General features: G+C 69.4%; 22 protein-coding genes and 1 tRNA gene. All 23 read right to left on the minus strand.

The window, feature by feature from the left end:
• Positions 1-7 precede the first annotated feature (7 nt).
• Positions 8-310, minus strand: a complete 303-nt coding sequence (gene rplW / locus MicB006_RS22505) for a 50S ribosomal protein L23 (RefSeq protein ID WP_013288632.1) — start codon at positions 308-310, stop codon at positions 8-10.
• Positions 307-972: a 50S ribosomal protein L4 gene (rplD, locus tag MicB006_RS22510; protein ID WP_073828946.1), complete on the minus strand. Its 666-nt coding sequence runs from the start codon at positions 970-972 to the stop codon at positions 307-309. The genes rplW and rplD overlap by 4 nt, the downstream gene beginning before the upstream one ends.
• Entirely contained in the window at positions 969-1634 is a 666-nt protein-coding gene (rplC, locus tag MicB006_RS22515; protein ID WP_073828947.1) for a 50S ribosomal protein L3, read from the minus strand. Before rplC ends, rplD begins: the two co-directional genes overlap by 4 nt.
• Positions 1635-1645: 11 nt before the next feature.
• Positions 1646-1954, minus strand: coding sequence for a 30S ribosomal protein S10 (gene rpsJ, locus MicB006_RS22520; protein WP_007073037.1), 309 nt, complete (start codon positions 1952-1954; stop codon positions 1646-1648).
• Positions 1955-2310: 356 nt separating this feature from the next.
• Positions 2311-3504, minus strand: a complete 1194-nt coding sequence (tuf, locus tag MicB006_RS22525) for an elongation factor Tu (protein ID WP_073828948.1) — start codon at positions 3502-3504, stop codon at positions 2311-2313.
• A gap of 222 nt (positions 3505-3726) precedes the next feature.
• Positions 3727-5823 carry an elongation factor G gene (fusA, locus tag MicB006_RS22530; protein ID WP_073828949.1) on the minus strand — a complete coding sequence of 699 codons (2097 nt, stop codon included), beginning with the start codon at positions 5821-5823 and terminating at the stop codon, positions 3727-3729.
• Positions 5824-5899: 76 nt separating this feature from the next.
• Positions 5900-6370, minus strand: a complete 471-nt coding sequence (gene rpsG, locus MicB006_RS22535) for a 30S ribosomal protein S7 (protein ID WP_073828950.1) — start codon at positions 6368-6370, stop codon at positions 5900-5902.
• Between the two features lies 1 nt (position 6371).
• Positions 6372-6746, minus strand: a complete 375-nt coding sequence (gene rpsL, locus MicB006_RS22540) for a 30S ribosomal protein S12 (RefSeq protein ID WP_007465318.1) — start codon at positions 6744-6746, stop codon at positions 6372-6374.
• A gap of 503 nt (positions 6747-7249) precedes the next feature.
• Positions 7250-7630, minus strand: coding sequence for a hypothetical protein (locus MicB006_RS32070; protein ID WP_192900328.1), 381 nt, complete (start codon positions 7628-7630; stop codon positions 7250-7252).
• A 328-nt stretch (positions 7631-7958) separates the two neighbouring features.
• Positions 7959-8327, minus strand: a complete 369-nt coding sequence (locus MicB006_RS22550; RefSeq protein WP_192900123.1) for a hypothetical protein — start codon at positions 8325-8327, stop codon at positions 7959-7961.
• A 101-nt stretch (positions 8328-8428) separates the two neighbouring features.
• Positions 8429-12316: a DNA-directed RNA polymerase subunit beta' gene (locus tag MicB006_RS22555; RefSeq protein WP_116508711.1), complete on the minus strand. Its 3888-nt coding sequence runs from the start codon at positions 12314-12316 to the stop codon at positions 8429-8431.
• Positions 12317-12396: 80 nt separating this feature from the next.
• On the minus strand, positions 12397-15828 hold the full coding sequence (locus MicB006_RS22560) for a DNA-directed RNA polymerase subunit beta (protein WP_073828954.1): 3432 nt from the start codon (positions 15826-15828) through the stop codon (positions 12397-12399).
• 572 nt (positions 15829-16400) lie between these two features.
• Positions 16401-16790, minus strand: coding sequence for a 50S ribosomal protein L7/L12 (gene rplL / locus MicB006_RS22565; protein WP_116508713.1), 390 nt, complete (start codon positions 16788-16790; stop codon positions 16401-16403).
• Between the two features lie 54 nt (positions 16791-16844).
• Positions 16845-17393: a 50S ribosomal protein L10 gene (rplJ, locus tag MicB006_RS22570; RefSeq protein ID WP_073828956.1), complete on the minus strand. Its 549-nt coding sequence runs from the start codon at positions 17391-17393 to the stop codon at positions 16845-16847.
• Positions 17394-17709: 316 nt separating this feature from the next.
• Complete coding sequence (locus MicB006_RS22575) at positions 17710-18399, minus strand: hypothetical protein (RefSeq protein ID WP_116508715.1); 690 nt, start codon at positions 18397-18399, stop codon at positions 17710-17712.
• Positions 18396-19211: an ATP-binding cassette domain-containing protein gene (locus MicB006_RS22580; RefSeq protein WP_116508717.1), complete on the minus strand. Its 816-nt coding sequence runs from the start codon at positions 19209-19211 to the stop codon at positions 18396-18398. Before MicB006_RS22580 ends, MicB006_RS22575 begins: the two co-directional genes overlap by 4 nt.
• 82 nt (positions 19212-19293) lie before the next feature.
• Positions 19294-20010 carry a 50S ribosomal protein L1 gene (gene rplA, locus MicB006_RS22585; RefSeq protein WP_073828959.1) on the minus strand — a complete coding sequence of 239 codons (717 nt, stop codon included), beginning with the start codon at positions 20008-20010 and terminating at the stop codon, positions 19294-19296.
• A gap of 83 nt (positions 20011-20093) precedes the next feature.
• Entirely contained in the window at positions 20094-20525 is a 432-nt protein-coding gene (gene rplK, locus MicB006_RS22590) for a 50S ribosomal protein L11 (RefSeq protein ID WP_073828960.1), read from the minus strand.
• A gap of 188 nt (positions 20526-20713) precedes the next feature.
• Positions 20714-21436 (minus strand): transcription termination/antitermination protein NusG, encoded by a 723-nt coding sequence (gene nusG, locus MicB006_RS22595; RefSeq protein ID WP_073828961.1) that lies wholly within the window; start codon positions 21434-21436, stop codon positions 20714-20716.
• Positions 21437-21471: 35 nt separating this feature from the next.
• Positions 21472-21882, minus strand: a complete 411-nt coding sequence (secE, locus tag MicB006_RS22600; protein ID WP_073828962.1) for a preprotein translocase subunit SecE — start codon at positions 21880-21882, stop codon at positions 21472-21474.
• Between the two features lie 214 nt (positions 21883-22096).
• A tRNA-Trp gene (locus tag MicB006_RS22605) sits at positions 22097-22169 on the minus strand.
• A gap of 127 nt (positions 22170-22296) precedes the next feature.
• The gene (locus MicB006_RS22610) at positions 22297-22689 is read right to left on the minus strand and encodes a MaoC/PaaZ C-terminal domain-containing protein (protein ID WP_116508719.1); all 393 of its coding nucleotides are present in this window, start codon (positions 22687-22689) and stop codon (positions 22297-22299) included.
• 4 nt (positions 22690-22693) lie between these two features.
• Positions 22694-23140 (minus strand): MaoC family dehydratase N-terminal domain-containing protein, encoded by a 447-nt coding sequence (locus MicB006_RS22615; RefSeq protein ID WP_116508721.1) that lies wholly within the window; start codon positions 23138-23140, stop codon positions 22694-22696.
• Positions 23141-23194 lie beyond the last annotated feature (54 nt).

Raw genomic sequence — 23194 nt, forward strand, 5'->3', positions numbered from 1 at the left:
ACACCCCTCAGCTGACCGGGCCGCCGAAGGCCTCGATACGGTCACCGTCAGCCAGCTTCACCATCGCGCGCTTGGTGTCCTTGCGCTTGCCGAACCCGGTACGGGTCCGCTTGCGCTTGCCCTCGCGGTTGAGCGTGTTGACCGTCAGGACGCGGACGTTGAAGATCTGCTGGATAGCGATCTTGATCTCGGTCTTGTTCGCGTCCGGGTGCACCAGGAAGGTGTACCAGTTGCGGTTCAGCTCGCTGTAGCTCTTCTCCGAGACGACCGGCGCGACGATGACGTCACGCGGATCGGCGATCGTGCTCACTTGCCATCCTCCTCGGTGGTCTCGGCGGGAACGCCCAGGAACTCGTCCAGGGCCTCCTTGGTGAAGACCACGTCGTCGGCCACCAGCACGTCGTAGGTGTTGAGCTGGCCGGCCTCGATCAGGTGCACCCGGCCGTCCTGCGTGTTGCGCAGGTTCCGCAGCGACACCCAGTTCAGCTCGTCGGTGCTGCTCAGCACGACCAGGACCCGACGGGCCTGGGTCAGCTTGGTCAGCGTGGCCAGGGCCGCCTTGGTGGACGGCTTCTCACCCGAGACGAACGCCTCGACGACGTGCACCTGGCCGGCGCGGGCCCGGTCCGAGAGGGCGCCACGCAGGGCGGCGGCCTTCATCTTCTTCGGGGTGCGCTGGCTGTAGTCGCGCGGCACCGGGCCGTGGACCACGCCACCGCCGGCGAACTGCGGCGCGCGGGTCGAGCCCTGGCGGGCACGACCGGTGCCCTTCTGCTTGTACGGCTTCTTGCCTCCACCGGAGACCTCGCCGCGGGTCTTCGTCTTGTGCGTACCCTGGCGGGCCGCCGCAAGCTGGGCCACCACGACCTGGTGCATCAGGGCGATGTTGGCCTGCGCGTCGAAGATGTCGGCCGGCAGCTCCACGGAGCCGCTCTTGGCGCCTTCGACGTTGATGACGTCAACGGTGGTCACTTGGCCGCACCGCCCTTCTTCACCTTCGCCTTGGCCGCGGTGCGGACCAGGACCAGCGCGCCCTTCGGGCCAGGGATGGCGCCGCGGACGAGCAGGAGGTTGTTCTCGGTGTCGACCGCCTGGACGGTCAGGTTCTGGACGGTGTAGCGCACGCCACCCATCCGGCCCGCCATCCGGGTGCCCTTGAAGACGCGACCCGGGGTCGCGCAGGCGCCGATCGAGCCGGGCGAGCGGTGCTTGCGCTCGACACCGTGGCTGGCACGCAGGCCGTGGAAGCCGTGCCGCTTCATCGGGCCGGCGTAGCCCTTGCCCTTGGTCTTGCCGGTCACGTCGATCACGGCGCCGGCCGGGAACTCCTCGACCGTGACCTCCTGGCCCGGCGCGTAGTCCGCGGCGTCGGAGGTGCGCAGCTCGACGATGTGCCGGCGCGGCGCGACGTCCGCCTTGGCGTAGTGCCCGGCGACCGGCTTCTTGACCTTGCGCGGGTCGATGACCCCGTACGCCAGCTGGACCGCGGAGTAGCCGTCCTTGTCGGCGCTACGAACCTGGCTCACGACGCACGGGCCGGCCTGAACCACGGTCACGGGCACAACCTTGTTGTTGTCCCAGACCTGGGTCATGCCGAGCTTGGCGCCCAGGATCCCCTTGACTTGCCTGTCCATTTGTCCGGTCCCTACAGCTTGATCTCGATGTCGACGCCAGCCGGCAGGTCGAGGCGCATGAGCGAGTCGACCGTCTTCGGGGTCGGGTCGATGATGTCGATCAGACGCTTGTGCGTACGCATCTCGAAGTGCTCGCGCGAGTCCTTGTACTTGTGCGGCGAGCGGATGACGCAGAAACGGTTGATCTCCGTGGGCAGCGGCACCGGGCCAGCGACCTGCGCCCCGGTACGCGTCACCGTCTCGACGATCTTCCGAGCCGAGGAGTCGACGACCTCGTGGTCATAGGCCTTGAGCCGGATGCGGATCTTCTGTCCCGCCATGGTGGCTTCTGTTCCTTCTCTCGATGCCGCTGTGTTGCGGGCGCCTGTACCGGCTGGCACAGGCCCACTTCCGCCGACCCCCGCGGTCGGGCGTGTCGCGCCCGTGGGCCAGGCTCCGCCCCGGGACTCCGGAGCGATTCTCTGACCACGCGGTGGGTCATGGCGCCGATCGCGGGAACCGCGACCTGGACGCCGCGCGAGGGTGGTTGACCGCCCGATGGCAGCCAACCACCCTACGCGAGACAGTCTGACTCCCGGAGGTCCAGCGTTAACCGGACGCAGGCGACCGACTGTCGTTACGCAACCTGACTAGTATGCCGCACGACCGGCGGCGACGCTAATCGGGGTTACCCAGCTCACTTGATGATCTTAGTGACGCGACCAGCGCCGACCGTACGACCACCCTCGCGGATCGCGAACTTCAGGTTCTCCTCCATGGCGATGGGCTGGATCAGCTTCACCGACATCGAGGTGTTGTCGCCCGGCATGACCATCTCGGTGCCCTCGGGCAGCGTGACGACGCCGGTGACGTCCGTGGTCCGGAAGTAGAACTGCGGGCGGTAGTTCTGGAAGAACGGGGTGTGCCGGCCGCCCTCCTCCTTGGAGAGGATGTAGACCGTCGCCTCGAACTCCGTGTGCGGGGTCGTGGTGCCCGGCTTGATGACCACCATGCCGCGCTCGACGTCCTCGCGCTTGGTGCCACGCAGCAGCAGGCCGACGTTCTCGCCTGCGCGGGCGTCGTCCAGGGTCTTCCGGAACATCTCGATCGCGGTGACCTTGGTCTTGAAGCCCTTCTCGCGGATGCCGACGACCTCGACGTCCTCGTTCGGGAGCAGCACGCCACGCTCGACACGACCGGTGACGACGGTGCCGCGACCGGTGATCGTGAACACGTCCTCGACGGGCATGAGGAACGGCTTCTCGGTCTCGCGCTCGGGCTGCGGGATCGCGGTGTCGACCGCGCTCATCAGCTCGAGCAGCTTCTCGGTCCACACCGGGTCGCCCTCGAGCGCCTTCAGCGCGGAGACCTGGACGACCGGCAGGTCGTCACCCGGGTACTCCTGCGAGGAGAGCAGCTCGCGCACCTCGAGCTCGACGAGCTCCAGGAGCTCCTCGTCGTCGACCATGTCGCTCTTGTTGAGCGCCACGACGATGTACGGCACACCGACCTGACGGGCCAGCAGCACGTGCTCGCGGGTCTGCGGCATCGGGCCGTCGGTCGCCGCCACCACCAGGATCGCGCCGTCCATCTGCGCGGCACCGGTGATCATGTTCTTGATGTAGTCGGCGTGACCGGGGCAGTCGACGTGCGCGTAGTGACGCGCCTCGGTCTGGTACTCGACGTGCGCGATGGAGATCGTGATGCCGCGGGCCTTCTCCTCCGGCGCCTTGTCGATCTCGTCGAACGGCGTGTACGGGTTGAGGTCCGGGTACTGGTCGTGCAGGACCTTGGTGATGGCCGCCGTCAGCGTCGTCTTACCGTGGTCGATGTGACCAATGGTGCCGATGTTGACGTGCGGCTTAGTCCGCTCGAACTTAGCCTTCGCCACTGGGTCCTCCTGTGGACTTTCTTGGTTCGTTCGCCCCGGCGCGCGGTTCGGCGCTTAGGACTCTGTCGACAGCCTTTCCGGCCGGAAGGCCGGAGAGCTTTTGTGGGTTCTGCGGCGATGAAGCCTACAGGCCCGGTCTCACGCAATCCGATCGAGGTGGCCGCGGGCGGGAGAACCCTCCCGCGACCGCCCTCGTGTCATCGGATCAGCCGAGGGTGAGTGTCACTCACCCGTCGCCTTGGCGATGATCTCCTTGGCCACCGAGTTCGGAACCTCGGCGTAGGAGTCGAACTGCATGCTGTAGCTAGCCCGGCCCTGGGTCTTCGACCGCAGGTCGCCGACGTAGCCGAACATCTCCGACAGCGGCACCAGGGCCCGGACGACGCGAGCGCCGCTGCGCTCCTCCATCGCCTGGATGATGCCACGCCGGGAGTTGAGGTCGCCGATGACGTCACCCATGTTCTCCTCAGGAGTGGTGACTTCAACGGCCATCATCGGCTCGAGGAGAGCGGGGTCGGCCTTGCGGGCCGCCTCCTTCATCGCCATCGAGCCGGCGATCTTGAACGCCATTTCCGACGAGTCGACCTCGTGGTACTGGCCGTCCACCAGGGTGAGCTTGACGCCCACCAGGGGGAAGCCGGCGAGGATGCCGTACTGCATGGCGTCCTGCGCGCCCGCGTCCACCGAGGGGATGAACTCCCGGGGGATGCGGCCACCGGTCACCGCGTTGGCGAACTCGTAGGTCGGCGCGTCGTTGCCCAGCGGCAGCGGCTCCACGCTGATGATCACGCGGGCGTACTGGCCGGAACCACCGGTCTGCTTCTTGTGGGTGTACTCGACCTTCTCCACCTTGCGGCGGATGGTCTCGCGGTACGCCACCTGCGGCTTGCCGATGTTCGCCTCGACGTTGAACTCGCGGCGCATCCGGTCGACCAGGATGTCCAGGTGCAGCTCGCCCATGCCGGAGATGACCGTCTGACCGGTCTGGTCGTCCAGCTTGACGCGGAAGGTCGGGTCCTCCTCGGCCAGCCGCTGGATGGCGGTGCTGAGCTTCTCCTGGTCGGCCTTGGTCTTCGGCTCGATGGCCACCTCGATGACCGGCTCCGGGAAGGTCATCGACTCCAGGATGACCGGGTTCGCCGGGTCGCACAGGGTGTCACCGGTGGTGGTCTGCTTCAGACCCTGCACCGCGATGATGTCGCCGGCCTGGGCGGAGCTGCGCTCCTCCCGCTTGTTGGCGTGCATCTGGTAGATCTTGCCGATCCGCTCCTTGCGGTCCTTGGTGGAGTTGATCACCTGAGAACCGGACTCAAGCGTGCCGGAGTAGATCCGGACGTACGTCAGCTTGCCGAGGTGCTTGTCGGTCTGGATCTTGAAGGCCAGGCCGGAGAACGGCTCGGAGACCGCGGGCTTCCGCTGCAGCGGGGTCTCGCCGTCGGTGGCCGTACCCTCGATCGCCGGGATGTCCAGCGGCGAGGGCAGGTACGCGACGACCGCGTCCAGCATCGGCTGGATGCCCTTGTTCTTGAAGGCGGTACCGGTGAGGACCGGGTTGGCCTTGCCGGCGATGGTGGCCCGGCGGATGGCGGCCTTGATCTCGTCGACCGAGATGTCCTCGCCCTCGAGGTACTTCTCCATCACCGAGTCGTCGACGTCGGCGAGGGTCTCCATCAGCTTCTCGCGCCACTCCGCGGCGGAGTCGGCGAGGTCGGCCGGGATCTCCTCGACCGCGTAGTCCTCACCCTTCTGGGTCTCGCCGCGCCACGTGAGCGCACGCATCTCGACCAGGTCGACCACGCCGATGAAGTCGGACTCGGCGCCGATCGGGATCTGGAGCACCAGCGGGGTGGCGTTGAGCCGGTCGATCATCATCTGCACGCAGCGGAAGAAGTCGGCGCCGGTCCGGTCGAGCTTGTTGACGAAGCACATCCGGGGGACGTTGTACTTGTCCGCCTGCCGCCAGACGTTCTCCGTCTGGGGCTCCACGCCGGCCACGCCGTCGTAGACCGCGACCGCACCGTCCAGCACCCGCAGCGACCGCTCGACCTCGACCGTGAAGTCGACGTGGCCGGGCGTGTCGATGATCTGGATCGTGTGGCCCTTCCACTCGCACTTGGTGGCGGCGGAAGTGATGGTGATACCGCGCTCCTGCTCCTGCTCCATCCAGTCCATGACGGCGGCGCCCTCGTGGACCTCACCGATCTTGTACGTGATGCCGGTGTAGAACAGGATTCGCTCGGTGGTAGTGGTCTTACCGGCATCGATGTGGGCCATGATGCCGATGTTGCGTACGTTGGCGAGCGCGTCTGCGGCGGCCACTTCAATCCCTACTTATCGTCGTCTCGACACAACTGGTGGCGGTTCCGGCGCCGGGTGGGCGCCGGAACCTCAGGTGTTACCAGCGGTAGTGCGCGAAGGCCTTGTTGGACTCGGCCATCTTGTGCGTGTCCTCGCGCCGCTTGACGGCGGCGCCCAGGCCGTTGCTCGCGTCCAGCAGCTCGTTCATCAGCCGCTCGACCATGGTCTTCTCGCGCCGGGCCCGGGAGTAGGTCACCAGCCAGCGCAGACCGAGAGTGGTCGCACGGGACGGCCGGACCTCGACCGGAACCTGGTAGGTGGCGCCACCGACACGGCGGCTGCGCACCTCGAGGGTCGGCTTGACGTTGTCCATCGCGCGCTTGAGCGTGACGACCGGGTCGGTGCCGGACTTCTCGCGGCAGCCCTCCAGGGCGGCGTACACGATGCGCTCGGCGAGCTGACGCTTACCGCGCATCAGGATCTTGTTCACCAGCTGGGTGACCAGCGGGGAGTTGTACACCGGGTCAGCGACCAGCGGCTTCCGCGGAGCGGGTCCCTTACGCGGCATGTCAGCTCTTCTCCTTCTTCGCGCCGTAGCGGCTGCGAGCCTGCTTGCGGTTGCGGACACCCTGGGTGTCCAGCGAGCCGCGCACGATCTTGTACCGCACGCCCGGGAGATCCTTCACACGGCCGCCACGCACGAGCACGATCGAGTGCTCCTGCAGGTTGTGGCCGACGCCCGGGATGTAGGCGGTCACCTCGATCTGGCTGCTGAGCTTGACACGAGCGACCTTGCGCAGCGCCGAGTTCGGCTTCTTCGGGGTGGTGGTGTACACGCGGGTGCACACGCCGCGCCGCTGGGGAGACCCCTTGAGCGCAGGGGTCTTCGTCTTGGTCGTCTTGGCCTGGCGGCCCTTTCGGACCAACTGCTGAATGGTGGGCACCGGGTTTCTCCGCTCCCTTCGGCCGCTGCGATGCGACCGCGCCGTCTGCTCCAGCCGTCCGGATGGGCGGCTCTCTTACATTCCAACCAGGGCCGCCTGACGGCTCCCCAGCACCCGCGGTCGGGCGTGTCGCCCAAGTCACGGTCCCGGTGCCGGCCGCTGACGCGTCGTACCGGGTGTTTGGTCTTGATGGTGCGCGACGGCGCTATTCACCGGCTGACCGGTTCCAGCGCACGCACGCATTGCCCGGGCGAGCCCGGGCACAAGGGGAAAGAGTACCTACCACAGCCGCGCCGGTCAAAACGGATGGGTCGGGAGGACCGCTCTTCGCGATCCGCCGGCCGATCTCCGGGTTGCCGACGCGCCCATGACGGGCACCTACAGTGACAAGTGTACCGGCTCGTCCGCCGGGCGACCCGGCGGCCCCGACACCGCCCAGCCTCCGGGCACCCGGACATACCGGTCGTGGCAGGTCAGCGGCCGCACCGGCCCCACCGAGGGCCTCACGTGATCTGCACCACCAGGGCCAGCCCGAGCCCGATCAGGCTGAACAGCAGCCCCACGCCGCCGCAGGAGAGCCCGGCCACCGCCAGGCCGGCACCGGTGAACCGGACCGCCGGCGGCGGCGCCGGCCGGCGGATCTGCCGACGGGCGAGCAGCCCGGCCACCACCGCGCCGACCCCGATCAGCGCGCCGAGCACTGTGAACGCGCCGGCCGCCCAGGCGCCACCGTAGTCCGGCCCGGCGATCCCGAAGCAGAAGACCAGCAGCGAGACCCCGATCGCGGCGATCCCGGCGATCAACGACCCGATGGCGAGCCCGGAGGTGACCGGCGGCACGTCGAGGTGGACCACGCCGAACGGCGTACCGGGCACCGCGTCGATCCGCTTCGGCGGTCGCGGCGCCTCGGCCGGCGGCGGCGGGAACGCCGGTCCCCAGCCCCCGTGGCCCGGCGCGCTCGCCGGAGCCGGCCAGCCGCCGCCGTGGCCCGGCGGATTCCCCGGGTACGCCCCGTGCGGGAGGTGCGCAGGCGCGGGCGCGGACGCGGAACCCGGCGGGTACGGCCCGGGGCGGTTCGGGTCGCCTCCCGGCGCGGCCGGCTCCGTCACGGGTTCCTCCTGTCCACACTCGCCCGCCACCCGGCGGACACCGGCCAGGCTACCGTCGCGGGTCACGGCCGGGTGGGCGGGCGCGGTCCGCTCCCCCGCCCGGTCAGTCGAAGTTCGGCGCGAAGTCGTGGCCGAACGAGCCGTCGGCGTACCGGACCACGCCGATCACCACCGCCGCGACCACCGCGACCGCGGTCAGTACCAGCCCGGTCCGCGCCATCTGCTCGCCGCGCCGCAGCCAGTCGCCGCCGGTGAGATAACCACCCGACGCGTACGCCTCGCGGCGTGCCTGCCGGGCCAGCGTGAGCGCGATCGTCGCCGGCACCGCGCCACCGACGAACAGGCCGGTGAGCGCGCCGATCAGGCCAAGCGCGAAGACGGCCCGGGCCTTGGTGGAGCGGACCGGCTCCGGGTCGTGCGGATGGCGGTGCCCCTGCGGCACGACGGGCGCCGGCCCGGGCACTGTCGTCATGCCTCCATCATGCCCCGAACCGGTTCCCCGGGTCCCGGCAAGCCGGCCCGGACGCGACGAGGCCCCCGGCTGCTGCCGGGGGCCTCGTCGTTTCCTGGTGCTTAGCGGTACGACCCGAAGTCGAAGTCGTCCAGCGGAACCGCCTGGCCGCTGGCCGGCCCGAAGCCGTAGTCGGTCTCCGGGTAGCCGGTCATCGAGTAGACCTTGGCCTTCGCCTCCTCGGTCGGCTCGACCCGGACGTTGCGGTACTTGCTGATGCCCGTACCGGCCGGGATGAGCTTACCGATGATCACGTTCTCCTTGAGGCCGATCAGCGAGTCGCTGCGGGCGTGGATCGCCGCGTCCGTCAGCACCCGGGTGGTCTCCTGGAAGGAGGCCGCCGACAGCCAGGAGTCAGTGGCCAGCGAGGCCTTGGTGATACCCATCAGCACCGGGCGACCGGCGGCGGGCTCGCCACCCTCGCCGACGAGCCGGCGGTTCTCCGACTCGAACAGCGCCCGGTCGACCAGCACGCCCGGCAGGAACTCGGTCGAGCCGGAGTCGATCACCGTCACCCGCTTGAGCATCTGGCGGATGATGATCTCGATGTGCTTGTCGTGGATGAGCACACCCTGCGAGCGGTAGACCTCCTGGACCTCCTGGGTCAGGTGGACCTGGACCGCGCGCGGGCCGAGGATGCGCAGCAGCTCGTGCGGGTCGATGGTGCCCTCGGTGAGCTTCTCGCCGACCTCGACGTGGTCGCCGTCGTGCGCCCGGAGCCGGACCCGCTTCGAGATCTTGTCGTAGACGATCTCGTCGCTGCCGTCGTCCGGGATGACCACGATCTTGCGGGACCGCTCGCCGTCCTCGATCCGGATGCGACCCGGGGTGTCGGCGATGGGCGCCTTGCCCTTCGGCACCCGGGCCTCGAAGATCTCCTGGACACGGGGCAGACCCTGGGTGATGTCCTCACCCGCGACACCACCGGTGTGGAAGGTACGCATCGTCAGCTGCGTACCCGGCTCACCGATCGACTGGGCGGCGATGATGCCGACCGCCTCGCCGACGTCCACGGTCTTGCCGGTCGGCAGCGAGCGGCCGTAGCACGCACCGCAGACGCCCAGCTTCGACTCGCAGGTGAGCACGCTGCGCACCCGCACCGTCTCCGTCCCGGCGGCGACGATCGCGTCCACCAGGATCGAGTTGATGTCCTGGCCGCGGTGGGCCACCACGGTGCCGTCCGGCCCCTTGATGTCGTCGGCCAGCGTCCGGGCGTGCACGCTGGTCTCGGCGTGCTCGTGCACGACCAGCTTGCCGTCGATCCGCTCACCGATCTGCATCGGGATGGCACGGTCGGTGCCGCAGTCCTCCTCGCGGATGATGACGTCCTGCGAGACGTCCACCAGACGCCGGGTCAGGTAACCCGAGTCGGCGGTACGCAGGGCGGTGTCCGCGAGACCCTTCCGGGCGCCGTGCGTGGAGATGAAGTACTCCAGTACGGACAGACCCTCCCGGTACGAGGCCTTGATCGGCCGCGGGATGATCTCGCCCTTCGGGTTGGCCACCAGACCACGGATCGCCGCGATCTGCCGGAGCTGGAGCAGGTTACCGCGGGCACCCGAGTTGATCATCTTCCACAGCGGGTTCTCCTGCGGCAGCGCGGTGTCCATCTCCTTGGCGACCTCGTTCGTCGCCTTGGTCCAGATCTCGATGAGCTCGCCGCGGCGCTCCTCGGCGGTCATCAGACCACGCTGGTACTGCTTGTCGATCCGGTCGGCTTCCTTCTCGTACCGCTCCAGGATCTCCCGCTTGCGCGGCGGAGCGATGACGTCCTCCATGCCGATGGTGACGCCGGACCAGGTGGCCCAGTGGAAACCGGCCTCCTTGAGCCCGTCCAGGGTGGCCGCCAGGGCCACCTTCGGGAAGCGCTCGGCGAGGTCGTTGACGATCGCGGAGAGCTGGCCCTTGCGGATCTCGTAGTTCACGAAGCGGTAGCCCGGGGGCAGCGTCTCGTTGAACAGGACCCGGCCCAGCGTGGTCTCCACGGTCACCGGCTCGCCCTCGGTCCAGCCCTCGGGGGCGGTCCAGGGCTCGGCGCCGGCGCCGTTGTCCACACCGACGACGTCGCGCAGCCGGATCCGGACCGGCGCCTGCAGGTGCAGCTCGCCGTTGTCGTACGCCATCCGCGCCTCGGCGTCCGAGCTGAACACCCGGCCCTCGCCCTTGCCCCCCGCAGTGAGGTGGGTGAGGTGGTAGAGACCGATGACCATGTCCTGGGTGGGCATGGTGACCGGCTTGCCGTCGGCCGGCTTGAGGATGTTGTTCGACGACAGCATCAGGATCCGCGCCTCGGCCTGGGCCTCGGCGGACAGCGGCACGTGGACCGCCATCTGGTCACCGTCGAAGTCGGCGTTGAACGCGGTGCAGACCAGCGGGTGGATCTGGATGGCCTTGCCCTCGACCAGCTGCGGCTCGAAGGCCTGGATGCCCAGACGGTGCAGCGTCGGCGCGCGGTTCAGCAGCACCGGGTGCTCGCCGATGACCTCTTCCAGCACGTCCCACACGACCGGCCGCTGCCGCTCGACCATCCGCTTGGCGGACTTGATGTTCTGCGCGTGGTTGAGGTCGACCAGCCGCTTCATGACGAACGGCTTGAACAGCTCCAGCGCCATCTGCTTGGGCAGACCGCACTGGTGCAGCTTGAGCTTCGGGCCGACCACGATGACCGAACGGCCGGAGTAGTCGACGCGCTTGCCCAGCAGGTTCTGGCGGAACCGGCCCTGCTTGCCCTTGAGCATGTCGGACAGCGACTTCAGCGGCCGGTTACCCGGGCCGGTGACCGGACGACCACGACGGCCGTTGTCGAACAGCGCGTCGACGGCCTCCTGGAGCATCCGCTTCTCGTTGTTGACGATGATCTCGGGCGCGCCGAGGTCGATCAGCCGCTTGAGGCGGTTGTTCCGGTTGATCACACGCCGGTACAGGTCGTTGAGGTCGGAGGTCGCGAAGCGGCCACCGTCGAGCTGCACCATCGGGCGCAGGTCCGGCGGGATGACCGGGACGCAGTCCAGCACCATGCCGAGCGGCGAGTTCCGGGTGTTCTGGAACGCCGCGACGACCTTGAGCCGCTTGAGCGCGCGGATCTTCCGCTGGCCCTTGCCGGAGCGGATGGTCTCGCGCAGGTTCTCCGCCTCGGCCTCCAGGTCCATGTTCTGGACCAGAGCCTTGATCGCCTCGGCGCCCATGCTGCCGGTGAAGTACTCACCGAAGCGGTCGCGCAGCTCGCGGTAGAGCAGCTCGTCGGTGACCAGCTGCTTCGGCTCCAGCTTGCGGAAGGTGTCGAGGACCTCGTCGAGGCGGTCGATCTCGCGCTGGGCCCGGTCGCGGATCTGGCGCATCTCGCGCTCTCCGCCCTCCTTGACCTTGCGCCGGACGTCCGCCTTCGCGCCCTCGGCCTCCAGCTCGGCCAGGTCGGCCTCCAGCTTGGCGGCCCGCTTCTCGATCTCCGAGTCGCGGCTGTTCTCCGCCTGGCGCTTCTCGGCCAGGATCTCGTTCTCGATGGTCGAGAGGTCGCGGTGACGCGCTTCGGCGTCCACGCTCGTCACGACGTACGAGGCGAAGTAGATGATCTTTTCGAGGTCCTTCGGGGCGAGGTCCAGCAGGTAGCCCAGCCGGCTCGGCACGCCCTTGAAGTACCAGATGTGGGTCACCGGAGCGGCCAGCTCGATGTGACCCATCCGCTCCCGGCGAACCTTGGAGCGGGTCACCTCGACGCCGCAGCGCTCGCAGATGATGCCCTTGAAGCGGACCCGCTTGTACTTACCGCAGTAGCACTCCCAGTCCCGCTGAGGACCGAAGATCTTCTCGCAGAAGAGCCCGTCCTTCTCCGGCTTGAGGGTGCGGTAGTTGATGGTCTCGGGCTTCTTGACCTCGCCGTGGGACCACTGACGGATGTCGTCAGCGGTGGCGAGGCCGATGCGCAGCTCGTCGAAGAAGTTGACGTCGAGCACTATGTCCCCTATGTCGTCGTCTGTACTGCTAGCTAACGGGCGGAACCGGGGGCCGGCGAGCCGGCCCCCGGATCACCGCCTCAGACCTCTTCGACCGAGCTCGGCTCGCGCCGGGACAGGTCGATGCCCAGCTCCTCCGCGGCCCGGAACACCTCGTCGTCGGTCTCGCGCATCTCCAGGGCCACGCCGTCGCTGGAGAGCACCTCGACGTTGAGGCACAGCGACTGCAGCTCCTTGAGCAGCACCTTGAACGACTCCGGGATGCCCGGCTCGGGGATGTTCTCGCCCTTGACGATCGCCTCGTAGACCTTGACCCGGCCCAGGACGTCGTCGGACTTGATGGTCAGCAGCTCCTGCAGGGCGTAGGCGGCGCCGTACGCCTGCATGGCCCAGCACTCCATCTCACCGAAGCGCTGGCCACCGAACTGCGCCTTACCACCCAGCGGCTGCTGCGTGATCATCGAGTACGGGCCGGTCGAGCGGGCGTGGATCTTGTCGTCGACCAGGTGGTTGAGCTTCAGGATGTAGACGTAGCCGACCGCGATCGGGTCGGGCAGCGGCTCGCCGGAGCGACCGTCGAACAGCTGCGCCTTGCCGGTACGCCCGATCAGCTGCTTGCCGTCCCGGTTGGGCAGGGTCGACGCCAGCAGACCGGAGATCTCCTCCTCGCGGGCACCGTCGAAGACCGGAGTGGCCACGTTGGTGTCCGGCTCGGACTCGTGCGCCTCGATCGAGCGGAGCTGGCGCTTCCACTCCTCGTCGTCGCCGTCCACGCTCCAGCCGGTCTTGGCCACCCACCCGAGGTGGGTCTCCAGGACCTGGCCGATGTTCATCCGGGACGGCACACCGAGCGGGTTCAGCACGATGTCGACCGGGGTGCCGTCCTCCAGGAACGGCATGTCCTCGATCGGCAGGATCTTGGAGATGACGCCCTTGTTGCCGTGGCGGCCCGCGAGCTTGTCACCGTCCTGGATCTTGCGCTTCTGGGCCACGTAGACCCGGACCAGCTCGTTCACGCCCGGGGGCAGCTCGTCGCCGTCCTCGCGGGAGAAGGTACGCACACCGATGACCGTGCCGGTCTCGCCGTGCGGCACCTTCAGCGAGGTGTCACGGACCTCGCGCGCCTTCTCACCGAAGATCGCGCGGAGCAGCCGCTCCTCGGGGGTCAGCTCGGTCTCGCCCTTCGGCGTGACCTTGCCGACCAGGATGTCGCCGGGGACGACCTCGGCGCCGATCCGGATGATGCCGCGCTCGTCGAGGTCGGCGAGCATCTCCTCGCTGACGTTCGGGATGTCGCGGGTGATCTCCTCCGGGCCGAGCTTGGTGTCCCGGGCGTCGACCTCGTGCTCCTCGATGTGGATCGAGGTGAGCACGTCCTGCTGCACGAGGCGCTGCGACAGGATGATCGCGTCCTCGTAGTTGTGGCCCTCCCAGCACATGAACGCCACCAGCAGGTTGCGTCCGAGCGCCATCTCGCCCTCGTCGGTGCACGGCCCGTCGGCGATGACCTGGCCGGCCTCGACGCGGTCGCCCTCGAACACGACCGGCTTCTGGTTGACGCAGGAGCCGGCGTTGGAGCGGCGGAACTTGTGCAGCAGGTACGTCCGGCGGTGGCCGTCGTCCTGGTGAACAGTGATGTAGTCCGCGCAGAGGTCCTCGACCACGCCGCCGACCTCGGCGACGACCACGTCACCGGCGTCCACCGCGGCGCGGTACTCCATGCCCGTACCCACGAGCGGGGCCTCGGCCTTGACCAGCGGCACCGCCTGACGCTGCATGTTCGCGCCCATGAGCGCGCGGTTGGCGTCGTCGTGCTCCAGGAACGGGATCATCGCGGTGGCGACCGAGGTCATCTGCCGCGGCGACACGTCCATGTAGTCCACGGCGCCCGGCGGGACGTCCTCGGTCTCGCCGCCCTTACGGCGGACCAGGACGCGGTCCTCGGCGAAGGTGCCGTCCGACTTCAGCGGGGCGTTGGCCTGCGCCTTGACGAACCGGTCCTCCTCGTCCGCGGTCAGGTAGTCGATCTGGTCGGTGACCCGGCCGTCGATGACCTTCCGGTACGGCGTCTCGATGAAGCCGAACGGGTTGACCCGGGCGAACGTGGAGAGCGCGCCGATCAGGCCGATGTTCGGGCCTTCCGGCGTCTCGATCGGGCACATCCGGCCGTAGTGGGACGGGTGCACGTCCCGGACCTCGAAGCCGGCCCGCTCACGGGACAGACCACCCGGGCCGAGCGCGCTCAGCCGACGCCGGTGGGTCAGACCCGCCAGCGGGTTGGTCTGGTCCATGAACTGGGACAGCTGCGACGTACCGAAGAACTCCTTGATCGCCGCCACTACCGGGCGGATGTTGATCAGGGTCTGCGGCGTGATCGCCTCGACGTCCTGGGTGGTCATCCGCTCGCGGACGACCCGCTCCATCCGGGAGAGACCCACCCGGACCTGGTTCTGGATCAGCTCGCCCACGGTACGCAGGCGACGGTTGCCGAAGTGGTCGATGTCGTCGGCCTCGTAGCCCTCCTCACCGGCGTGCAGCCGGCAGAGGTATTCCACGGTGGCGACGATGTCGTCCTCGGTGAGCGTGCCGGTGGTGATCGGCACGTCCAGCTCGAGCTTCTTGTTGAACTTGTAGCGCCCGACCTTGGCGACGTCGTACCGCTTCGGGTTGAAGAAGAGGTTGTCGAGCAGGGTCTGGGCGTTCTCACGGGTCGGCGGCTCGCCAGGGCGGAGCTTCCGGTAGATGTCGAGCAGCGCCTCGTCCTGCCCGGCGATGTGGTCCTTCTCGAGCGTGGTCATCATCAGCTCGGACCAGCCGAACTTCTCGCGGATGCGCTCCGCGGACCACCCGATGGCCTTGAGCAGGACGGTGACGGCCTGACGGCGCTTGCGGTCGATGCGAACGCCGACCGTGTCGCGCTTGTCGATGTCGAACTCCAGCCAGGCACCCCGGCTCGGGATGACCTTGACGCTGGAGAGGTCGCGGTCGGACGTCTTGTCCGGCTGCTTGTCGAAGTAGACGCCAGGCGAGCGGACGAGCTGGCTGACGACGACGCGCTCGGTGCCGTTGATGATGAAGGTGCCCTTCGGCGTCATCATCGGGAAGTCACCCATGAACACGGTCTGGCTCTTGATCTCGCCAGTGGTGTTGTTGGTGAACTCCGCGGTCACGAACAGCGGCGCGCAGTAGGTGAGGTCCTTCTCCTTGCACTCCTCGATCGAGGCCTTGACCTCGTCGAAGCGCGGAGCCGAGAAGGAGAGCGACATGGTGCCGGAGAAGTCCTCAATGGGACTGATCTCGTCGAGGATCTCCGCGAGACCCGAGCGTGCGTGCGGGTCGTCCGCCGACCGGCCCTGCCAAGCCTCGTTGCCGACGAGCCAGTCGAAGGACTCGTTCTGGATGGCGAGGAGGTTGGGGACCTCGAGGTGTTCGGTGATCCGACCGAAAGAAACTCGGCGGGGCGCGAAAGCGCTCGACGTACGACTGGTCTTCGCAGGGCGGGAAGCTGCCAAGATGCGTCCTTCCGAGGACCGGTGCTGCAGAACGGCTGGTACGCGTGCACTCCAATGACCCCACCAGAAATATCCGTAAACGGACATTTCCGAGCAGGGGTCAAGTCGGAAGGCAGCGCAAACTAGCAGTGTAGCCGAAAGGCTAACCGCTGTCCAGCCCACCCCGCAGGTCGTCGCGGAACAAGCCCTGGGACCTCGGAAAACCGGGTCGTCCGGGCCGCTCGGAACGCGACGCTCCTGCCGGCCCGCTCGGGTGCCGCGGCGGCTGTGCTGCCGTTGCCATTACCCGAGAGGCGGCCGTTGCAAGCGCGGAAAGTCTTGCTGATGCCAGCGTGCCTGGCAGGTCGGTGCCGCGTCAAGGGCCGGTTACCGGTCGGGGTGTCTTTCCCACCGACGGGCTACCGACAGACGCCACTGACCGGCTGGCACACGGGCCGTCGTACGCCCTGTTCACACCGCTGCCGTCCGGGACCACCAACACGGCGGGCGGCGATCCGATTCCGGATCACCGCCCGCCGCGACGCGGTGTGCCCCGGCTCACGTGAGCCGGACGCGCGTCAGGTGGAGCAAGGTCACTTCATGGTGACCTTGGCGCCCTCGCCCTCGAGCTTGGCCTTGGCCTTCTCGGCGGTCTCCTTGTTGACCTTCTCCAGGACGGCCTTCGGCGCGGCCTCGACCAGGTCCTTGGCCTCCTTGAGGCCCAGGCCGGTCAGCTCACGCACGACCTTGATGACCTGGATCTTCTTGCCACCGTCGGCGTCGAGGACGACGGCGAACTCGTCCTTCTCCTCCTCGGCCGGGGCGGCAGCGCCGCCGGCGGCCGGGGCGCCCGCGGCCACGGCGACCGGAGCGGCCGCGGTGACCTCGAAGGTCTCCTCGAACTGCTTCACGAACTCGGAGAGCTCGATCAGCGTCATCTCCTTGAACGCGTCGAGCAGCTCGTCAGTGCTGAGCTTCGCCATGTCTGGCGTCCTTTCTAAACGTGAAAACTAAGAATGTGGTGCGCCGGGAGGGCCTCAGGCCGCCTCGGCGCCCTCCTGCTCGCGCTTCTTGTCCGCCAGGGCGGCCGCCGCGCGGGCGGCCTTGGAGAGCGGCGCCTGGAACAGGGCCGCGGCCTTGCTCAGGTTGCCCTTCATCGCGCCGGCCAGCTTGGCCAGCAGCACCTCGCGGGACTCCAGGTCGGCGAGCTTCGTGACCTCGGCCGCGGAAATGGCCTTGCCCTCGAAGACACCGCCCTTGATGACGAGCTTCGGGTTGGCCTTCGCGAAGTCGCGAAGCCCCTTCGCCGCCTCGACGACGTCGCCCGAAACGAAAGTCAGCGCGGTAGGACCGGAGAACAGCTCGTCGAGGCCGGAGATGCCCGCATCGGCCGCGGCACGCTTGGCAAGCGTGTTCTTCGCGACCATGTAGCTGGTCTCCTTGCCGAGCGAGCGCCGCAGCTGGGTGAGCTGCGAAACCGTGAGCCCGCGGTACTCGGTGAGCACCGTCGCTCCCGCGTTGCGGAAGCTCTCGGTCAGCTCGGCGACGGCCGTGGCCTTGTCGGCCCGGATCGGCTTGTCCGCCATGTCCCTCCTCTCTCGTTACTCGGAGCTGGTACGCCGGCGACGAGCCGGGGCTCGGCGACGGCGGCGGAGGCGTCACGACAACGAAAAAGCCCCGGCGCAGGGCGCGCGGGGCGAGGGCCGGCGGCACGGGCACAGTCGGCGGACCGTGCATGACACCGAATTACGCTTACCGCCCTGCGCGGGTCGCCCGTTGTCGCGGAACCTTCGACCGTGCCGGAGCACGGTGACCAGCGGTCTCTGGGTGGAACTACCGCCCCAGGTTACGCGACCGGGCCCGCAGCGCCAAATCGCCCCCTGTGCTCCCGGTCACCGCGGCTCAGGCCCGGGTGCGGCGGGCCCAGGCGTAGCCGGTGAGCGCCACCGCCGCCCAGAGCGCCGCCCAGCCGGTGAGCAACAGACCGGCGCCGGTGGCGACCGGCCCGGTGACCGCCCGCGCGGTCGCCATGACCGGCGGGGCCAGCCACGGCGCGACCGAGCCGGAGAGCCCCAGCACCACGACCCCGACCGCGCCGGTGACCAGCACCGCCACCCCGTAGCCGGCGCTGCGGGTCACCGCCCGGCTGGCCAGCGCACCGAGCGCCACCGCCGCGGGCAGGGCGAGCAGGTGCGCCCAGAGCCCGAGCGCCACCCCCACCAGGGCCGGCCGCTCCCCCGGCCCGGCGGCCGCGGTCACCCCGCCGAGCGGCCACGGCAGCGCCAGCGCTACCACCACCACGGCGAGCCCGGCCACCAGCGCGGCGAGCAGCCCGGCCGCCCGCTCCCGGGCTGCCCCGGCCACCACCCGGGCCATCCGACGCTGCACGTCGGGCTCGACGTCCAGCAGGATCTTGGTCTGCCAGGCCAGCACCGGGAACAGCACCACGGCGGAGACGCCGTAGGCCTCCGCCGGCCGGGCCCGGCCGCCGCCGTAGAGGACGCCCAGGACGAGCAGGCCGGCCAGCACCGGCGCCAGCGCCCGTCCGGTACGCAGGAACCCGGCCAGCCGCAGCCGGACCAGCGCGATCACCGGGCCACCTCCGGCGCCGGCCCGGGGCGGCCGGAGTCCCCGGCCTCGGCGCCGACCGGGTGCGTGGCCGGGGGCGGGACGGCGTGGTCGCGTACCCGGAGGATCTGGTGGCCGTCGGCGCGCAGGCGGGCGACGGCGGCGGCCAGCCCGGCGGCCGGCACCGCCAGCTCGACCACGGCGACGGCCGCGCCGGCGGACGGCGCCTGCTCGGTCACCGTGCCGTCGGTGACCGACCAGTGCCGGGCGCCGGGCAGCCGGACGGTCTCGCCCCGGTGGTCGCTGACGAGTACGGCGCCACCGGCGGCCAGCACCTCGCCGATGATCTCGGGGACCGACTCACGGGCGGCGGCGTCCAGCCCCTCCCAGGGTTCGTCGAGCACCAGCAGGCCGGGCGGGCGCAGCAGCGCCTGCGCCAGGCCGACCTTCTGCGCGGTGCCCTTGGACAGCCGGGGCAGGCGGACGTCGTGGAACCGGGCCAGGCCGAGGCGATCGACCCAGTGGCGCACCGCCCGGTCGGCGGCCGGAGCACGGAGACCGGCGACGCGGCCCATCGCGGTCAGGTAGGCCCCGACGGTGAACGGCTGGTCGGCGGGGAAGCGCTCCGGCACCCAGCCGACGATCGGCGGCCGGTCGGCGACCCGGCCCCGGGTCGGGCGCAGCACCCCGGCGGCGAGCTGGAGCAACGTGGACTTGCCGGCCCCGTTGCGGCCGAGCACGACAGCGACCTCACCCGGATCGACGGCGACGTCGACCTGCCGCAGCACCCACGGGCCGTGCCGGTGATAGCGGAACCACGCGCCGTCGAGCCGCATGCGCCGAGACTGCCACAACGGACAGACGAACGGGGCCCCGCCACGACCTGGTGGCGGAGCCCCGTTCGGGACGTGCTGGTGCTCAGGCCTCGGTCGAGGCCTCCTGCACGTTCTTCACGACCTTCGGGTCGACCGGGACGCCCGGGCCCATGGTGGTGGTGAGGGTGACCTTCTTGAGGTACGTGCCCTTGGCCGCGGACGGCTTGGCGCGCAGCACCTCGTCCAGCACCGCGGCGTAGTTGTCGACCAGCTGGGCCTCGGAGAACGAGGCCTTGCCGATGATCAGGTGCAGGTTGGAGTGCTTGTCCACCCGGAAGGTGATCTTGCCGCCCTTGATGTCCGAGACGGCCTTGGTGACGTCCATGGTCACGGTGCCGGTCTTCGGGTTCGGCATCAGGCCGCGCGGGCCCAGGATCCGCGCGATCCGGCCGATCTTGGCCATCTGGTCGGGCGTGGCGATCGCCGCGTCGAAGTCCAGCCAACCGCCCTGGATCCGGGCGACGAGCTCGTCGGTGCCCACCTCGTCCGCACCCGCGGCGACGGCCTCCTCGGCCTTCGCGCCGGCGGCGAAGACGATCACGCGGGCGGTCTTACCGGTGCCGTGCGGCAGGTTGACCGTGCCGCGAACCATCTGGTCCGCCTTGCGGGGGTCGACGCCGAGGCGCATCGCGACCTCGACCGTGGCGTCGAACTTGACGTTGGTGGTCTCCTTGGCCAGCTTGACGGCCTCGACCGGGGTGTAGAGCTTCGACCGGTCGATGACGTCAGCGGCCTTGCGGTAGCTCTTGCTGCGCTGCATTTCTGGTGACTCCTGTGGTCTCTGGCGGGCGCGCGTCACTCGCGGCCCTCCCACGAACAGATCGGGTGGAGCGGGTGCCGAGGTCAGTCGGCGACGGTCAGGCCCATCGACCGGGCGGTGCCGGCAATGATCTTCTCGGCCTGCTCGATGTCGTTGGCGTTGAGGTCAGCCATCTTCTTCTCGGCGATCTCACGCAGCTGGGCGCGGGTGACCGAGCCGACCTTCTCCTTGTGCGGGACGCCCGAGCCCTTCTGCACGCCGGCGGCCTTGATCAGCAGCCGGGCGGCGGGCGGGGTCTTCAGCACGAAGGTGAACGTGCGGTCCTCGTAGACGCTGATCTCGGCGGGGACGATGTCGCCCCGCTGAGACTCGGTCTGCGCGTTGTAGGACTTGCAGAACTCCATGATGTTCACGCCGTGCTGGCCGAGCGCGGGGCCGACCGGCGGCGCCGGGGTGGCCTGGCCCGCCGGCAGCTGAAGCGTGAACGTCTTGACGAGCTTCTTCTTCGGAGGCATGTCTCTTCCTGGGGCTTGGAACTGGGATTCTCGCCGGTCCGCGGGCGCGCACGGTCAGCACGGTGCGGACAGCCGACGTTCTAGGGTAGCGCAGCCGTCGGCCACCCTCCGCGCCGAGGGTCGGCGGGCGGCGAAACGGCGCACCGGCGGCCACCCCGGAGAGGGTGGGCCGCCGGTGCCGACGTACGTCAGATCTTGGCGACCTGGTTGAAGTTCAGCTCGACCGGCGTCTCCCGGCCGAAGATCGACACCAGCACCTTGAGCTTCTGCTGATCGGCGTTGATCTCGCTGATCGTCGCCGGCAGCGACGCGAACGCGCCGTCGGTGACGGTGACCGAGTCGCCGACCTCGAAGTCGAGGACCTTGACCTCGGGCTTGGCCTTCTTCTGCTCGGTCTCGACCGCCGGGGCCAGCCACTTGAGCACCTCGTCGAGGCTCAGCGGCGCCGGCCGGTCGGCCCGGTCGGTCGCGCCGACGAAGCCGGTGACCCCCGGGGTGTTCCGGACGCAGGAGTAGGACTCGGCGGTCAACTCCATCCGGACCAGGATGTAGCCCGGAAAGACCTTCGCCTGGACCTGCGACCGCTTGCCGTTCTTGACCTCGACCTCTTCCCGGGTCGGCACCTCGACCTGGTAGATGAAGTCCTCCATGTCGAGGGAGGTGATCCGGGTCTCGAGGTTGGTCTTGACCTTGTTCTCGTAGCCGGCGTACGAGTGCACCACGTACCAGTCGCCGGGCGCGTAGCGCAGCTTCTGGCGCAGCTCGGCGACCGGGTCGAAGTCCTCGTCCGGGGCCGGCTCGGTGGTCGGGAACTCCGGCTCGCTGGCGGCCTCGACCGACTCGTTGTTGGCCGCCGTCGCCACCGTGGACTGCTCGTCCGGGGTTCCGGCGGTCTCGTCGTACTCAGGCACGCTCGCTCACTTCCGTCAGTATCGCTGTCCGCAGGTCAGCTGGACTCGCCGAAGACCCACAGCACCGCCTTGGCGAAGCCGTAGTCCAGGCCGGCCACGATCGCCAGCATCACCGCGACGAAGGTGACCACCACGGCGGTGTAGGTCAGCAGCTCCTTGCGGGTCGGCCAGATGACCTTACGCAGCTCTGCCACGACCTCGCGGAAGAACCGCGCGATGCGGGCGAACAGCCCGATCCGCTCGGTGTCCTTACGGGTCTTCCGGCCCTCGGCCGGCTCGGCCTGCGCCCGCTTACGGGTCGCGGTGCCGCCCCGCGAGACCGGCTCATCCGCGTCGGTGGCGTCGTCGCCGTCGGCCACGTCGTCGTCGGCCACGCCGTCGACGGTCGCGTCGTCGTTCAGACGCTCGTCGCCGTCGTCCTCGCCGCGGCGCTTGCTCTTGGCCACTTCGCCCTCCGTGCGGGATATGGGGTCGCACGCCGGGCGGCGTGCGCAGCGTGTTGGTCACGCCGGCCGGACCAACCGTCCCGCGACGGGCCGCGGCCGGCGGACCGGCCAGGAGGGCCCGAGCGCCTCGGAACCACCCCACCGGTGCCACCACCACGGGCCGGACGCCACCGGTGAGGGCGGCGCGACCCACGGAACGGTCAGGCCTGAGGCGCAGGGGTGACAGGACTTGAACCTGCAGCCTGCGGTTTTGGAGACCGCTGCTCTGCCAATTGAGCTACACCCCTGTGCGGCAACTCACCTCCACCCGGACACACAGTGCCGAGCGGGGGTCACTTGCCCCACGGCGGACCAGTGTACGGGTAGTCGTGCGACTTTCCCAACCGGTCTGCCCCTCGCGCGTCGGGCGTGCCCTCAGCGCGTCGTGCGGATCAGTGCCCGGGCCTGCGACAGCACCTTCTCACCCTGGCAGGTGGCGGTGATGTCGAGCCTGGTCAGGCCCTCCGCGGTGACCTCCTTGACCACTGCGGACACCTCGATCTCGGTGCCCTCGTCGGTGTCCGGGACGACCACCGGGCGGGTGAACCGGACGCCGAAGTCGACCACCGCGTCCGGCGCGCCGGCCCAGCCGGTCACCGCCCGGCCGACCAGGGCCATGGTGAACATGCCGTGGGCGATGACGCCCGGCAGCCCCACGGCGGTGGCGACGCGGTCGCTCCAGTGGATCCGGTTGAAGTCGCCCGAGGCGCCCGCGTAGCGGACCAGGTCCGCGCGCGTCACCCGGTACGTCTGGGTGGGCAGCTCCATGTCCTCAGGCCTCCCCGCGTACGACGATCTTGGACCAGACGGCGACCACCGGCTCGCCCTCCACCGTGCTCACATCGGTGCGGGTGGTCAGGAACCCGTGCCCGCCCCGGCTGGTGACCTCCTCGATGGTGCTCACGCACACCAGCTCGTCCCCGGCAACCACCGGCCGGGTGTACGCGAACCGCTGGTCGCCGTGCACCACCCGGCTGTAGTCGACGCCGAGCGCCGGGTCCTCGACGATCTGCCGGCTCGCGGCCATCGTGACGACCACCGGGAACGTCGGCGGGGCCACCACGTCGGGGTGGCCGAGCGACCGGGCCGCCTCCGGGTCGTGGTGGGCCGGATCGGTCACGCCGATGGCGGTGGCGAACTCGCGGATCTTTTCTCGGCCCACCTGGTAGGGGGCGGTCGGCGGGTACGTCCGGCCGACGAAGGACGGGTCCAGGGACATGCCGCCGAACCTACACGCAAAACACGAACGCCGATCCGCCCGGTCGGGCGGCCC

It is taken from the genome of Micromonospora sp. B006, assembly GCF_003408515.1.
Classification (GTDB): Bacteria; Actinomycetota; Actinomycetes; order Mycobacteriales; family Micromonosporaceae; genus Micromonospora; species Micromonospora echinospora_A.

What these genes read in the sequence shown, in the direction of transcription:
- rplC (WP_073828947.1), bottom strand. Translation starts at nt 1,634, where the DNA reads ATGGACAGGCAAGTCAAGGGGATCCTGGGCGCCAAGCTCGGCATGACC.
- rpsJ (WP_007073037.1), bottom strand. Translation starts at nt 1,954, where the DNA reads ATGGCGGGACAGAAGATCCGCATCCGGCTCAAGGCCTATGACCACGAG.
- rpsG (WP_073828950.1), bottom strand. Translation starts at nt 6,370, where the DNA reads ATGCCGCGTAAGGGACCCGCTCCGCGGAAGCCGCTGGTCGCTGACCCG.
- MicB006_RS22550 (WP_192900123.1), bottom strand. Translation starts at nt 8,327, where the DNA reads ATGACGACAGTGCCCGGGCCGGCGCCCGTCGTGCCGCAGGGGCACCGC.
- rplL (WP_116508713.1), bottom strand. Translation starts at nt 16,790, where the DNA reads ATGGCGAAGCTCAGCACTGACGAGCTGCTCGACGCGTTCAAGGAGATG.
- rplJ (WP_073828956.1), bottom strand. Translation starts at nt 17,393, where the DNA reads ATGGCGGACAAGCCGATCCGGGCCGACAAGGCCACGGCCGTCGCCGAG.
- MicB006_RS22580 (WP_116508717.1), bottom strand. Translation starts at nt 19,211, where the DNA reads ATGCGGCTCGACGGCGCGTGGTTCCGCTATCACCGGCACGGCCCGTGG.
- rplA (WP_073828959.1), bottom strand. Translation starts at nt 20,010, where the DNA reads ATGCAGCGCAGCAAGAGCTACCGCAAGGCCGCTGACGTCATCGACCGG.
- rplK (WP_073828960.1), bottom strand. Translation starts at nt 20,525, where the DNA reads ATGCCTCCGAAGAAGAAGCTCGTCAAGACGTTCACGCTTCAGCTGCCG.
- MicB006_RS22610 (WP_116508719.1), bottom strand. Translation starts at nt 22,689, where the DNA reads ATGGAGCTGCCCACCCAGACGTACCGGGTGACGCGCGCGGACCTGGTC.
- MicB006_RS22615 (WP_116508721.1), bottom strand. Translation starts at nt 23,140, where the DNA reads ATGTCCCTGGACCCGTCCTTCGTCGGCCGGACGTACCCGCCGACCGCC.